Below are 13,070 nucleotides of genomic sequence, written 5' to 3'. Positions count from 1 at the left end.
GACGTTGCGCTCCCAGTCGGTCGGCCGCCGGCCGGCCGGCAGGGGGACGACGATGCGGCCCTGGCTGCCGCCGACGCCGGGGTCGAGCCCGTCGAGGTCGGCGGCCAGCCGCTCGGCCCAGTCGGGCGCCGGCACGACGTCGTCGTCGAGGAACGCCACCCACGGCGCGGCCGCGGCCCGCCACCCGGCGTTGCGGGCCGCCGCGGGGCCCCGCCCGCCGGAGCGGACGACGGCGACGAGCGGCGCCAGCGCCTCCGGCGGCCCGCCGGGCAGGAGGGGCGACGACGGGGCGCGGCGGTCGTCGACGAGGACCACCCGGCCGGGGCGCGGCCCGGTCCCGTCGGCGAGCGCGCGGAGGAGCCGGCCCAGGCTGGGCCGGCCCACCGTGGGGACGACGATGTCGAACGACGAGGCCGGACGCGACATGGCCCTCGCTTCTCGGGCGAACGTGGCTCGACTACCCCGTCGAGTAGCGGTTAAACGCCACGCGCGGAATTCAAGCGACCGCTCAAGATCAGGGCCAGGAGCCTTCGAGCGAGGCGCTGACGACCAGCTCGCGCACTTCGCACCCCGGCGGCTGGCGCAGCGCGAACAGCACGGCGTCGGCCACGTTGCGGGGGTCGTTCAGGACGGCGTCCGGCCCCGGCTGGTACTGCGGGTCGCGGTCGTCGAAGAACCGGGTGGACATGCCGCCGGGCACCAGGAGGGTCACGCCCACCCGGCCGGCCAGCTCCCTCGCCAGCGCCCTCGTGAACCCGACCACGCCGAACTTGCTCGCGCAGTAGGCGGTGGCGTCCGAGAACACGCGCAGGCCGAGGGTCGAGGCGACCGTGACGACCTTGCCGCGGGCGGCGACGAGCCGGGGGAGGGCGGCCCGGACGACGGCCGCCGTCGCCAGCAGGTTGACGGCCACGACCCGCTCCCACTCGACGGCGTCGACGTCCTCCAGCCGCCCGCACCGGTCGATCCCGGCGCAGGTCACGACGGCCGCGAGGTCCGGGTGGGCGTCGGCCAGCTCCCTGGTCGCCGCCTCGGCCGCCCGCGTGTCGGCCAGGTCGACGAGGCGGTGGTCGACCTCGCCGGCCGGCGGCCGCAGGTCGAGCACGAGCGGCGTCCCCCCGGCCCCGGCGACGGCCTCGACGACGGCCGCGCCGAGCCCGGACGACCCGCCGGTGACGAGCACCGGGCCGTTCATCGGGCGGCGAGGGCGGCGAGGGACCGGTCGGCCAGCTCCGGGCGGCAGATCAGCAGGTCGGGCAGGTAGGGGTCGGCGTTGTTGTAGCGGAGGGGCGAGCCGTCGATCCTCGACGTGTGCAGCCCGGCCGCGGCCGCGACCGCCACCGGCGCGGCCGAGTCCCACTCGTATTGCCCGCCGGAGTGGGCGTACACGTCGGCCTCGCCCCGGAGCACGGCCATCGCCTTCGCCCCGGCCGAGCCCATCTCGACCAGCTCGCCGCCGAGCGCCTGGGCGAGGGTCAGCGCCGCGGCCGGGGGCCGGGTGCGGCTGACCACGACCCGGGGCGGGCCGTCGAGCGGCGGCGGCGCGGCCGGCGGCGGGTCGGTGGACAGGGTGACGTCGAGGGCGGGGAGGGCGACGGCCCCGGCGACCGGCGTGCCGCCGACGACGAGCGCCACGTGCACGGCCCAGTCCACCCTGGGCGGCTCGCCGAACTCCCTGGTGCCGTCGAGCGGGTCGACGATCCACACCCGCTCGGCCTCCAGCCGGGCCGGGTCGAGCTTGCCCTCCTCGGACAGCACGGCGTCGCCCGGCCTGGCGTCGGCCAGGGCCGCCATGATCAGCTCGTGCGACCGGCGGTCGCCCTCGGCCCGCGCCGCCGTGGGGTCGAGCTCGCCGGCCTCGAGGCGGGCCCGGAGCTCGAGCAGGAGCCGCCCGGCGTCGGCGGCGACGGTGGCCGCCAGCCGGTGATCGGAGTGGTCGACGGGCATCCGGCTACCCTAGGGGCCACGGCGCGGCGCCTGCGCCAGCCGCCGTTCCCCCCTTCGCGACACCGAGGATCTCGATCTTGACCGTCACCTACGAGCTCACGCACCTCCAGGCCCTGGAGGCGGAGGCCATCCACATCATCAGGGAGGTGGCGGCCGAGTTCGAGCGCCCGGTCCTCCTGTTCTCGGGCGGCAAGGACTCGATCGTCATGCTGCGGCTGGCCGAGAAGGCGTTCTGGCCGTGCCCGATCCCGTTCCCGGTGATGCACGTCGACACCGGCCACAACTTCCCCGAGGTCCTCGAGTTCCGGGACCGCCGCGTCGCCGAGCTCGGCGCCCGGCTGGTGGTGGCGTCGGTGCAGGAGTCGATCGACCGGGGCCGGGTGGTCGAGGAGACCGGCCCGCGGGCGTCGCGCAACCGGCTGCAGACCACCACCCTGCTCGACGCCATCGAGCAGCACGGCTTCGACGCCGTGTTCGGCGGCGCCCGCCGCGACGAGGAGAAGGCCAGGGCGAAGGAGCGGGTGTTCTCCTTCCGCGACGAGTTCGGCCAGTGGGACCCGAAGAACCAGCGGCCCGAGCTGTGGAACCTCTACAACGGCCGCCACCACAAGGGCGAGCACATCCGGGTGTTCCCGCTGTCGAACTGGACCGAGCTCGACATCTGGCAGTACATCGCCGAGGAGGGCGTCGAGATCCCGGCGATCTACTACGCCCACCGCCGCCAGGTCTTCCGCCGCGACGGCATGCTGCTCGCCGTCAACCCCTTCGTCACGCTGATGGAGGGCGAGGACCCCTTCGAGGCCACCGTGCGCTTCCGCACGGTCGGCGACGCGTCGTGCACCGGGGCCGTCGAGTCCACGGCGTCGAACGTCCAGCAGGTGATCGCCGAGGTGGCCGCCACCCGCATCACCGAGCGGGGCGCGACGAGGGCCGACGACCGCATCTCCGAGGCCGGCATGGAGGACCGCAAGCGGGAGGGCTACTTCTGATGGAGCTGCTGCGCCTCGCCACGGCCGGCTCGGTCGACGACGGCAAGTCCACCCTCATCGGCCGGCTGCTCTACGACTCGAAGGCCATCTTCGAGGACCAGCTCGAGGCGGTCGAGCGGACCAGCCGCCAGCGGGGCGACGAGTACGTGAACCTCGCGCTGCTCACCGACGGCCTGCGGGCCGAGCGGGAGCAGGGCATCACGATCGACGTCGCCTACCGCTACTTCGCCACGCCGAAGCGGAAGTTCATCATCGCCGACACCCCCGGCCACATCCAGTACACGCGCAACATGGTCACCGGGGCGTCGACGGCCGACCTCGCGCTCGTGCTGATCGACGCCCGCAACGGGATCCTCGAGCAGTCCCGCCGGCACGCGTTCCTGGCGTCGCTGCTGCGCATCCCGCACCTCGTGCTGTGCGTCAACAAGATGGACCTCGTCGACTACGACGAGAAGGTCTTCGACGCCATCAAGGACGAGTTCCGGTCCTTCGCCATGAAGCTCGACGTCACCGACCTGACGTTCGTCCCGGTCTCCGCCCTGCACGGCGACAACGTGGTCGAGCGGTCGCGGAACATGCCCTGGTACGACGGCGCCTCGCTGCTGCACCACCTCGAAGAGGTGTACATCGCGTCGGACCGGAACCTCATCGACGCCCGCTTCCCGGTGCAGTACGTGCTGCGCCCGATGAACACAACCCACCACGACTACCGCGGGTACGCCGGGACGGTCGCCGGCGGCGTGCTCAAGCCGGGCGACGAGGTGGTCGTGCTGCCCTCCGGGTTCGGCGCCCACATCGAGGCCATCGACACCTTCGACGGCCCCGTCGACGAGGCGTTCGCGCCGATGTCGGTCACCGTCCGGCTGGACACCGACATCGACATCAGCCGGGGCGACATGATCTGCCGGCCCCACAACCAGCCGACGATCGGGCAGGACATCGACGCCACCGTCTGCTGGATGAGCGACCGGATCAAGCTCACGCCGGGGATGAAGCTCGGCATCAAGCACACGACCCGGTCGGCCAGGGCGCTGGTGAAGGACCTGCACTACCGGCTGGACGTCAACACCCTCCACCGCGACGAGTCGGCCGAGTCGCTCAGCCTCAACGAGATCGGCCGGATCTCGATCCGGACGACGGTGCCGCTGTTCTTCGACGAGTACCGCCGCAACCGGACCACGGGCAGCTTCATCCTGATCGACGAGGCGACGTTCAACACCGTGGGCGCCGGGATGATCCTCGGCCCCACGCAGTGACCTCGCCGGCGACGCCGCCGCCGTCGCCGTCGCGCAGCCCGAACGTCACCTGGCACGCCTCGGGGGTGCCGCGGGAGCGCCGCTGGTCGGCGACCGGGCTGTCGGGCGCGACGGTGTGGCTCACCGGGCTGTCGGGGTCGGGGAAGTCGACGATCGCCGTCGAGGCCGAGCGCCTGCTGGTCGAGCGGGGCCGGGCCGCGTACCTGCTCGACGGCGACAACCTGCGCCACGGCCTGAACGGCGACCTCGGCTTCGGCGCCGCCGACCGGGAGGAGAACGTGCGCAGGGCGGCCCACGTCGCCCGGCTGTTCGCCGACGCCGGCCTCGTGTCGCTGGTGCCGCTGATCTCCCCGTTCCGGGCGGGGCGCGACCTGGCCAGGCGGGTGCACGACGAGGCCGGGCTGGCGTTCTTCGAGGTGTTCGTGAACACCCCGATCGAGGTGTGCGAGGAGCGCGACCCGAAGGGCCTCTACGCCATGGCCAGGCGGGGCGAGATCACGGGGTTCACCGGGGTCGACGACCCCTACGAGGCCCCCGAGGCGCCCGACCTCGAGCTCGGCCCCGGCCTCCCGGTGGCCGAGGCCGCCGAGCGGGTCGTCGCCCTGCTCGACTGACACCGTTCGGGCGACCCGCCCGAAGATCGGTGAGGAGTGTGCCGGTGCGGACACATGACCCGGTGCCGGCCCGCACCCCTCACAGGCCGGCCTCCCGGTCAGCCGGGCGCCGGGTCGCTGCGGTCCTCGATCTCCCAGGCGTGGTCGAGGACGTGCCAGGCGATGCGGCGGGCGGCGTAGCGGTAGGGCCAGCGCTTCCCCTTGCCCTCGGCCTCCGGCCGGGGCTTCCTGGCTGCCCGCAGGGCGGCGGCGATGCCGGCCCGGTCCCGCTCGCCCTTCCCGAGCCCGATCATCCGCGCGTACGACTCCTGGGCGCCCTCGACGTGCTCGACGATCTTGTCCCGGTCCCGCCCGCCGCCCCTCGGGCCCTTGCGCAGCGACGCGGGGGCGCCGGCGACCACGTCGTCGAGCACGGCCCACGACGCCTCCACCAGCGCGGCGAGCCGGCGGGCCTGCGCCGCCGTGAGCGGCTCCTCGTCGTCGGTCGCGACCTGGGACGGGGCGCCGAAGTCGGTGGTGGCGTCGCCCGTCAGGCGCTCGACGACCTCCAGGTCGTCGCCGGCCGACCTCGGGAACCGCACGCCGGCCCGCTCGGCCACCGGCCGGTACCGGTCGGCGTAGGCGGCCAGCGCCTCGAGCGCCGCCTCCTCCGTCTTCCCGGCCCGGCACCACCCGGGCCAGTCGAGCGCGCACGCGAACACCTTCTTCGATCCGGCCTCGAGGTACACACGGGTGGGCACGGCGCCCATGATGGGGGCTGTGGCCGGCCGGCGCACGAACCTCGCCCTCCTCGTGCTCGTGCCCGCCGCCGGCGCCACCGGCCTGCTGATGTACGGGATCGGGTCGGGCTGGAACGCCTGGGCCACCGTGGCCCACGGCGGGGCCGGCCTGGCCGTGCTCGCCGTGTCGCCGTGGAAGACGGCGATCTCGCGCCGGGGCCTCGCCCGCCGGCCGCCGGCCGACACGGCGCCGTCGGTCGTCCTCGCCGTCGCCGTGGTCGCCACCCTCGCCACCGGCCTCGCCCACCGGGCCGGCGCCGCCGGGCTGGGGCCGCTCTCCGTGCTCCAGGTGCACGTCGCCGCCGGGCTGGCCGCCGTCGCCCTCACCGCCTGGCACGCCGCCGCCCGGCCGGTCCGCCCCCGCGCCGCCGACCTGTCCCGCCGGGCCGTCCTGCGCGGCGGGCTGCTGGCCGGCGGCTCGCTCGCCGTCACCGCCGCCCTGCCGTCGGCCGGGCGGGCGCCGACCCGCTCGCTGGAACGGGGCTCGTTCGACCCGGCCGCCATGCCGGTCACGTCGTGGCTGGACGACGACGTGCCGGAGGTCGGCGAGGGGTGGCGGCTGGTCGTCGCCGGCCGCCCGTGGTCGCTCGCCGACCTCGACGGGCTCGGCGCCGACGAGCTCGTCGCCACCCTCGACTGCACCGGCGGGTGGTGGGCCGACCAGGCCTGGTCGGGGGTCCGCCTGGACCGCCTGCTGGCCGCGTCGGGCGCCGGGCAGGGCGGCGCCGTCGAGGTGCGCTCGCTGACCGGCTACGCCCGCCGCTTCCCCCGCTCCGACGCCGGGCGGCTGCTCGTCGCCACCCGGGCCGGCGGGGCGCCCCTGTCGCCCGGCCACGGCCGGCCGGCCCGGCTGGTCGCCCCCGGCCGGCGCGGGTTCTGGTGGGTGAAGTGGCTCGACGAGGTGCGGGTGGGCGACCGACCCTGGTGGTGGCAGCCGCCCGCCCCCCTCACCTAGCGGGTCAGCCGCCCAGGCGGGCGTTCAGCTGGATGTCGACCCCGGCCAGGGCCTGGGACACCGGGCAGTTGGCCTTGGCCGCCTCGGCCTGCTCCTGGAAGGTCGCCTCGTCGATGCCCGGCACCTCGGCGGTCGTGTCGAGCTCGATCCGGGAGATGCGGAACCCGCTCTCGCCCTTCTCCAGGTGGACCCTGGCGGTCGTCTCCACCGAGGTGGGCGTGTAGCCGGCCCGGCCCAGGGCGCCCGAGAGGGCCATCGAGAAGCAGCCGGCGTGGGCCGCGCCGATCAGCTCCTCGGGGTTGGTCCCGGCGCCCTCCTCGAAGCGGGACGAGAACGAGTACTGCCCCTCGAAGGCCCCGCCCCCGAGGCGCATCGTGCCCTTGCCCTCCTGGAGCGTCCCGTCCCATCGGGCGTTGGCGGTGCGTGCCGGCATCGGCTCCTCCTGTCGACGTGGACTCCCGGGCACCCTAGGCCGGCGCGGCCCCCGATCCGTCCGGCGCGCCGCGTGCTCGAGCTGGCACACTTCGCCCATGGCGGTCACGGTGGGACGGGCGGGAGCCCGGTCGAGGTCGGGGCTCGTGCCCTACCTGCTGGTGGCGGCGGCGGCGCTGGCCGCCGGTGTGCTCGTCGGGCGGGCGACGGCGGAGCGCGAGCCCAGGATCGTCATCGGGACGGTCGAGGGGGTCGACGCCCAGGGGATCGGGATCAGCGTGCGCCGCGAGGGCTACGTCGTCGGCAACGGCCTCATGTGGCAGGGCGTCGACGGCTCGTGGCGGGAAGGCGGGCAGCCCGACTGCCTGCCGCCGATGTCGAGCGGGGCGCGGGTCGAGCTGGGCCTCCTGCCGGCGACGAACGAGGTCACCGGCCAGGTCAACCAGGTCCTGTGGGTCCGCTGCCTGAGCGGGCCGACCGCGCGCTCCTAGACCATCTCCTCCGGCCGCACGATGCGGTCGAAGTCCTCGGCCGACAGGGCGCCGAGCGCGAGGGCCGCCTCCCGGAGCGTCGTTCCCTCGTGGTGGGCCCTCTTGGCGATGGCGGCGGCGGCGTCGTAGCCGATGTGCGGGGTCAGCGCGGTGACGACCATCAGCGACCGCTCCACCAGCTCGGCGATCCGTTCCCGGTCGGCCTCGATGCCGGCGGCGCAGAACTCGGTGAACCGGTCGCAGGCGTCCGCCATGATCCGGGCGGAGTGCAGGACGTTGCGGATCATCACCGGCTTGAACACGTTCAGCTCGAAGTTGCCCTGCGACCCGGCGACGGTGACGGCGGTGCCGTTCCCCATCACCTGCACGCACACCATCGTCATGGCCTCGCACTGGGTGGGGTTCACCTTGCCCGGCATGATCGACGACCCCGGCTCGTTCTCGGGCAGGCGCAGCTCCCCGAGCCCCGAGCGGGGGCCCGAGGCCAGCCAGCGGAGGTCGTTGGCGATCTTCATCAGCGCGCAGGCGAGCGTGGTGTACGCCCCGTGCAGGCCGACGAGGCCGTCGTGGGCGGCCAGGGCGGCGAAGAAGTTGGGCGCGGCCCGGAACGGCAGGCCGGTGAGCTCGGCGACCTTGACGGCCACCCGCTCGCCGAACCCCTCGGGCGCGTTGAGCCCCGTGCCGACGGCGGTGCCGCCGATGGCCAGCTCGTACACGTCGGGGAGGGCCCGCTCGATGCGGGCCGTCGCCGCGTTCAGCTGGGCGACGTAGCCGGAGAACTCCTGGCCGAGCGTCATCGGGACGGCGTCCTGGAGGTGCGTGCGCCCGATCTTCACCACGTCGGCGAACTCGTCGGCCTTGGCCGCGAGCGCCTGGCGCAGCCGGTCGACGGCGGGGAGGAGCCGCTGCACGGTCTCGACGGCGGCGGCGACGTGCATGGCCGTCGGGAACGTGTCGTTGGACGACTGCGACCGGTTGACGTGGTCGTTCGGGTGGACCGGCGACTTCGACCCGAGCGTGCCGCCGGCCAGCTCGATGGCCCGGTTGGCGATGACCTCGTTGGCGTTCATGTTCGACTGCGTGCCCGACCCGGTCTGCCAGACGTAGAGCGGGAAGTGGTCGTCGAGCTTGCCCGAGGCCACCTCGTCGGCGGCCTGGACGATCAGCTCGGCGAGGTCGGCGGGGAGGGTGCCGAGCTCCGCGTTGACCAGCGCGGCCGCCTTCTTCAGCACGCCGAAGGCGTGGACGACCTCGACGGGCATGCGGTCGTCGCCGATGGCGAAGTGGTGCAGCGACCGCTCGGTCTGGGCGCCCCAGTACCGGTCGGCGGCGACCTCGACCGGTCCCATGCTGTCGGTCTCGGTCCTCGTGGGCTGGCTGGCGTCGCTCATCGCCGGCCAGTCTGCCCGCCGTGGCGGAGGGTCAGGCGGCCGACCCGTAGGGCTCGCCGACCTCGCGGTAGCAGGCCTGGTGGTAGTGCTCGACCCGGTCCCAGCGGCCGTCCACGTACACGTTGCAGATGACCTGGAGGGCCTTGCTCGCGGCCCGGAACTTCACGGGCTCGCCGCAGGCCACGCAGTCGGCGTCCGACCCGGGGTCGATGCGCCGGACGACGGCTCGGCTCGTCCATTCCACGCCGTGCCTGTCGGCAGGCGCGGGCCGGAGTCAACCGGTATGCGCCCGCGGCCGGCGGCGTGGAGCGCCCGGTGGCGGTCGGCGGCCACCGCCGCCAGGCGGCCGACGGGCACGAGGCGGCGCTCGACGGGGGCGTCCCCGCGGATGACGGTCAGGAGGCGGAGCGCCGGGCGGGGGTCGAGGCCGGCCGGGACCTCGACCTCGTCGCCGCAGGGGAGGGCGAGGTGGGCGACGCCGCCTTCGTCGACCACGACGGCCCCGTCCACGCCCGCCGGCCGGGTGCCGCCGGCGGGCGCGGCCCACACGCGGCTGGCCGACGCGGTCACGACGGCGTCGACCCCGCCGTCCCCGGCGACGACGGTCCCGCCTCCGGCGACCGGCGGCCACCCCCGGCAGGTCACGGCGACGCCGTGCCGCTCGGCCAGGCCCACCGCCTCCGGGTGGAGCACCTTCGCCCCCGCCCTCGTCATGGCGCCGGCGGCCGCGTAGCCGAGGGTGGCGACCGGTCGGGCGTCGGCGACGAGGTGAGGGTCGGCGGTGAAGATGCCCGACACTGCCGAGAAGATGTCGCAGCGGACGGCGCCCACGGCGACGGCGGCGGCGACCGCGGACGTGTCGGCACTGTTGCGGCCGAGCATCACGGGACGGCCGGCGGCGTCGACCGCCTGCCCGCCGGGGACGACGGCGACCCGGGCGCGGCCGAGGGCGGCGAGCAGCGGGGCCGGGTCGACCCGCACGAGCCGGGCCCGGTCGGGCCGGCCGGTGGCGACGAGCCCGGTGTGCCGCCCGGCGGCGACCTCGGCGTCGACCCCCCGAGCGGCGAGCGCGGCGGCGAGGAGCCCCGCGCAGAGCTCGTCGCCGTGGAGGAGGACGCCCGCCGTGATCCGGGGCGGCGGGTCGTGGTTCAGGCGGCGGAGGGCGGCGTCGAGCGCGGCGGTCGTGCCCGCCAGGGCGCTGACCACGACGACCGCGGCGCCGTCGGCCCCGAGCCGCCGCCGCAGCCATTCGGCCACCCGCTCGACATCGTCGAGGTCGAGCAGGCAGGAGCCGCCGACCTTCAGCACCAGCGGCGGCGTCACCCGAGCCATCCGCGCCCGACGGCGTGGGCGAGGATGCCGGTGGCGTTCAGCGCCGCCCCCACCCAGAGGTTGTCGGCGACGATCCAGCACTGGACGGTCCGAGGGTCCTCGGCGTCCACGCGCACCCGGCCCACGTGCACCCGGGCCCGCCCGTCGTCGCAGCGGGCGACGAAGCGGGGCATCGGGAACGGCGGCCGGTCGCTCGACCGGTGGACGCACAGGCCGCTCGTCGCGGCGAGGACCGCCTCGAGGCCCTCGCGGGGAACGGGACGGCCCAGCCGCAGGGTCACCGCCTCGGAGTGGCAGTGGAGCACCGGCACCCGAACGGCCGTCGCCGTCACCCGGAGCTCCGGCAGGGCGAGGATCTTCCGGGGCTCCCGCCGCAGCTTGTGCTCCTCGTGGGCCATGCCGTCGCCGTCGAGCGCTCCGATCTGGGGGACGAGGTTGAGGGCCAGGGGCTGGCCGAACCGGCCCCCGCGGCCGCCGCCGCCGTCCCCCCCGGCCAGCAGGTCGGCCGTGGCCGCCTGCACCTCCGCCAGCCCCCGCAGCCCGCCCCCCGACGCCGCCTGGTAGGTGGCCACGTCCACCGCCTCGAGGCCGGCGGCGCGGCGCAGCGGGTCGAGCACCCGCACGAGCTGGATGGTCGAGCAGTTCGGGTTGGCGACGATGCCCGACGCCGGGCGCGTGGCGATCGCCTCGGGGTTCACCTCGGGCACGACCAGGGGAACGTCGTCGCGCATCCGGAACGCCGAGCTGTTGTCGACGACGAGGCAGCCGCTCGCGGCCAGGTCGTCGCCGAGCGCCAGGCTCACGCCGATGCCCGCGCATAGGACGGCGACGTCGGCTCCGGCGATGGCGTCGCCGTCCACCGCGCCGACCGGTGCCGTCGGCGTGCGCAGCCCCCACTCCGCCGCCAGGTCCCGGCCGGCCGACGCCGCCGAGGCGAACGGCACCAGCGCGCCGACCTCGGGCACCCGCTCGTCGAGGAGGCGGCACACCTCGCGACCGACCGCTCCGGTCGCCCCGACGACGGCGACCCGCAGCACCGGGCTAGCCGGCCGTCGGGCCGGGGACCGGCGTCAGGGGCGCGTCCGCCGGCGACAGGACCGGTCGGCCGACGCGGGCCCGCTCCAGCTGGCCGAGCGCCGCCAGCGCCAGGGCGAGGCCGAGCAGGACGACGAACATCGTCGTGTAGTCGGTGGCGGAGATGATGGCGCCGGCGGCCAGCGGGGAAGGCGAGGATCGCCGTCTCGAACACGAGCCCGACGAGGGGCAGGAGCCGGGGGCGCACGTCCGCCCCGCTGAGGTTCACGGCCCGGGCCTGCACCGCCGGCAGGGTGAGCCCGTACGTGAGCCCGAGCGAGGCCGACGCCGCCGCGTAGGCGATCGTGTTCGTGCCGACGGCGAGGAACAGCGCGATCGACGCCACCCACGCCGGCCGTCGACACGGCGAGCACGTGGGGCGAGCTCGAGTCGGAGAGCCAGCGCACGATGCCGAAGCGGGCGGCGATGACGGCGGCGGTGTAGCTGGCGAAGAACACGTCGTAGTCGAGGGAGCGGGCGTCGCCGAACGTCGTCTGGAACGTGTTCATGGTCGTGAACAGGCAGGCGCAGATGAGCACCATCACGAGGGGGATCGCCGCCCGCGAGCGCACGATGGTGACGAGCGCCCGACCGAGCGGCTGGCCCGGCGGGCCGACGGCCGCGAGGCGCAGCGACAGGGCCGGGGCCCGGCGGTGCAGGGGCGCGGCGACGACGGCGGCGGCGACGGCGAGCCCGGCCGCCACCCGGAACACCGTCTCCAGCGCGAACCCGAGGTCCTGGAGCGCGCTGCCGACGATCGGCCCGAGGCCGAAGCCGACCTGGATCGAGCCGGTGACGTAGCCGATGTAGCGGGCCCGTGACCGGTCGCCGACCAGCTCGCTCACCACCATCGGTGACGCCGTGTACGCGAGCGCCCAGGTCGTGCCGAGCACGAGGCCGAGGGCCACGAGCGGCCACCCCATCGCATGCATCATCGACACGCCGACGGCGGCCGCCGCGTACGCGGCAGCGGCGATCGACACGACGTGGTGCGGCGGAAAGGTCCTCGGGAACCGGATCAGCAGGCCGATGGCGAGCATCGCCGTGACTGCCCCCGCGGCGGTGATCACGCCGAAGTCGGCTTCGTCGCCGCCGATGTCGGGTCTTCACGTAGAGCGGGAGCAGGAGGAGCATCCCGTAGGCCGTCGACACGGACAGGACGCTGCCGAGCAGCATCCACAACGTCACCCGGTCGACCTCGCGCTCAACCGTCACGGGCCACCCCCGCTGCCGCGACCGGCCGGGCTGCGCCCTGGAACCGCTGGTCGAGGTCCGTCCAGCCGCCGTCGGCGAACAGCAGCGAGCCGGACACGTAGCTGGCCTCGTCGCTGGCGAGGAACACCGCCGGAGCGGCGATCTCGGCGGGCACGGCCCACCGGCCGACGGCGACCCGGTCCGCGTAGGCGTCCCGCCAACGGGGGTCGTCGCGGATCGGCTCGGTGAGCGGCGTCTCGACCGGCCCGGGGGCGATCGCGTTGACGCGCACGCCGTACGGGCCGAGCTCCGCGGCCGCGACGCGCACCATCTGGGCGAGCGCCGCCTTCGTCCCCGCGTAGACCACCTGGCCCGGCTCGACGACCCGCGCGCTGATCGAGGAGATCACGATCACGCTGCCCGAGCCCTGTCCGGCCATCACGCGGCCGGCGGCTCGGATGGCCCGGAACGTCCCGCCGAGGTTGACGTCCATCACGGCGTCGTAGTCCTCGTCGGTGTACTCGATCATCGGCTTGCGGACGTTGATCCCCGGCGTGGCCACGAGGACGTCGAGCCGCCCGTGGCGGTCGACCACGTCGTGGACGGCGCCGGCCAC

Annotated in this window: 16 protein-coding genes; 5 read left to right on the top strand and 11 right to left on the bottom strand. The window is 75.2% G+C overall.

Annotated elements, in window-relative coordinates; genetic code table 11:
* The 3 genes from VGB14_16580 to VGB14_16570 all read right to left on the bottom strand — a co-directional run.
* Positions 1-426: glycosyltransferase family 2 protein (locus tag VGB14_16580; GenBank protein HEX9994548.1), on the bottom strand; the 426-nt coding region annotated here is incomplete at its 3' end.
* Between the two features lie 88 nt (positions 427-514).
* Positions 515-1,195: an SDR family oxidoreductase gene (locus VGB14_16575; GenBank protein HEX9994547.1), complete on the bottom strand. Its 681-nt coding sequence runs from the start codon at positions 1,193-1,195 to the stop codon at positions 515-517.
* A complete protein-coding gene (locus VGB14_16570) occupies positions 1,192-1,947 on the bottom strand; it encodes a 3'(2'),5'-bisphosphate nucleotidase CysQ (GenBank protein HEX9994546.1) in 756 nt (251 codons plus the stop codon). Before VGB14_16570 ends, VGB14_16575 begins: the two co-directional genes overlap by 4 nt.
* A 77-nt stretch (positions 1,948-2,024) precedes the next feature.
* On the opposite strand from VGB14_16570, the gene cysD reads away from it, so the two are divergent.
* From cysD to cysC, 3 genes are read left to right on the top strand one after another with little or no spacing between them, the layout of a single operon-like run.
* Entirely contained in the window at positions 2,025-2,936 is a 912-nt protein-coding gene (gene cysD / locus VGB14_16565) for a sulfate adenylyltransferase subunit CysD (protein ID HEX9994545.1), read from the top strand.
* Positions 2,936-4,192 carry a sulfate adenylyltransferase subunit CysN gene (gene cysN, locus VGB14_16560; GenBank protein ID HEX9994544.1) on the top strand — a complete coding sequence of 419 codons (1,257 nt, stop codon included), beginning with the start codon at positions 2,936-2,938 and terminating at the stop codon, positions 4,190-4,192. Before cysD ends, cysN begins: the two co-directional genes overlap by 1 nt.
* On the top strand, positions 4,189-4,806 hold the full coding sequence (gene cysC / locus VGB14_16555) for an adenylyl-sulfate kinase (GenBank protein HEX9994543.1): 618 nt from the start codon (positions 4,189-4,191) through the stop codon (positions 4,804-4,806). Before cysN ends, cysC begins: the two co-directional genes overlap by 4 nt.
* Before the next feature lie 98 nt (positions 4,807-4,904).
* Here the strand turns inward: cysC and VGB14_16550 are convergent, their stop codons facing one another.
* Entirely contained in the window at positions 4,905-5,546 is a 642-nt protein-coding gene (locus VGB14_16550; protein ID HEX9994542.1) for a hypothetical protein, read from the bottom strand.
* A gap of 19 nt (positions 5,547-5,565) precedes the next feature.
* Between VGB14_16550 and VGB14_16545 the strand changes: the two genes are divergently transcribed.
* On the top strand, positions 5,566-6,540 hold the full coding sequence (locus VGB14_16545) for a molybdopterin-dependent oxidoreductase (protein HEX9994541.1): 975 nt from the start codon (positions 5,566-5,568) through the stop codon (positions 6,538-6,540).
* Positions 6,541-6,544: 4 nt separating this feature from the next.
* Here the strand turns inward: VGB14_16545 and VGB14_16540 are convergent, their stop codons facing one another.
* Positions 6,545-6,973 (bottom strand): OsmC family protein, encoded by a 429-nt coding sequence (locus VGB14_16540; GenBank protein ID HEX9994540.1) that lies wholly within the window; start codon positions 6,971-6,973, stop codon positions 6,545-6,547.
* Positions 6,974-7,070: 97 nt separating this feature from the next.
* On the opposite strand from VGB14_16540, the gene VGB14_16535 reads away from it, so the two are divergent.
* On the top strand, positions 7,071-7,463 hold the full coding sequence (locus VGB14_16535; protein HEX9994539.1) for a hypothetical protein: 393 nt from the start codon (positions 7,071-7,073) through the stop codon (positions 7,461-7,463).
* Here the strand turns inward: VGB14_16535 and fumC are convergent.
* The 6 genes from fumC to VGB14_16505 all read right to left on the bottom strand — a co-directional run.
* Complete coding sequence (gene fumC / locus VGB14_16530) at positions 7,460-8,854, bottom strand: class II fumarate hydratase (protein HEX9994538.1); 1,395 nt, start codon at positions 8,852-8,854, stop codon at positions 7,460-7,462. The two genes, VGB14_16535 and fumC, sit on opposite strands and share 4 nt — an antisense overlap.
* A gap of 31 nt (positions 8,855-8,885) precedes the next feature.
* On the bottom strand, positions 8,886-9,020 hold the full coding sequence (locus VGB14_16525; GenBank protein HEX9994537.1) for a hypothetical protein: 135 nt from the start codon (positions 9,018-9,020) through the stop codon (positions 8,886-8,888).
* Positions 9,017-10,177 carry a hypothetical protein gene (locus VGB14_16520; protein ID HEX9994536.1) on the bottom strand — a complete coding sequence of 387 codons (1,161 nt, stop codon included), beginning with the start codon at positions 10,175-10,177 and terminating at the stop codon, positions 9,017-9,019. The genes VGB14_16525 and VGB14_16520 overlap by 4 nt, the downstream gene beginning before the upstream one ends.
* The gene (locus tag VGB14_16515; protein HEX9994535.1) at positions 10,174-11,223 is read right to left on the bottom strand and encodes an aspartate-semialdehyde dehydrogenase; all 1,050 of its coding nucleotides are present in this window, start codon (positions 11,221-11,223) and stop codon (positions 10,174-10,176) included. Before VGB14_16515 ends, VGB14_16520 begins: the two co-directional genes overlap by 4 nt.
* A gap of 33 nt (positions 11,224-11,256) precedes the next feature.
* Entirely contained in the window at positions 11,257-12,357 is a 1,101-nt protein-coding gene (locus VGB14_16510) for an MFS transporter (protein ID HEX9994534.1), read from the bottom strand.
* Positions 12,358-12,464: 107 nt separating this feature from the next.
* Positions 12,465-13,070 (bottom strand): SDR family oxidoreductase (locus tag VGB14_16505; GenBank protein ID HEX9994533.1); only part of this gene is annotated, 606 nt, incomplete at its 5' end.

It is taken from the genome of Acidimicrobiales bacterium, from assembly GCA_036399815.1.
Lineage (GTDB): Bacteria > Actinomycetota > Acidimicrobiia > Acidimicrobiales > DASWMK01 > DASWMK01.
The sequence above is the reverse complement of the archived record's forward strand: the minus strand, read 5'-3'. Positions and strand labels throughout refer to the sequence as shown.

Coding starts and splice junctions, on each gene's coding strand:
- VGB14_16575 (HEX9994547.1), bottom strand. CDS start 1,195: ATGAACGGCCCGGTGCTCGTCACCGGCGGGTCGTCCGGGCTCGGCGCG.
- VGB14_16570 (HEX9994546.1), bottom strand. CDS start 1,947: ATGCCCGTCGACCACTCCGATCACCGGCTGGCGGCCACCGTCGCCGCC.
- cysN (HEX9994544.1), top strand. CDS start 2,936: ATGGAGCTGCTGCGCCTCGCCACGGCCGGCTCGGTCGACGACGGCAAG.
- VGB14_16540 (HEX9994540.1), bottom strand. CDS start 6,973: ATGCCGGCACGCACCGCCAACGCCCGATGGGACGGGACGCTCCAGGAG.
- VGB14_16535 (HEX9994539.1), top strand. CDS start 7,071: ATGGCGGTCACGGTGGGACGGGCGGGAGCCCGGTCGAGGTCGGGGCTC.
- fumC (HEX9994538.1), bottom strand. CDS start 8,854: ATGAGCGACGCCAGCCAGCCCACGAGGACCGAGACCGACAGCATGGGA.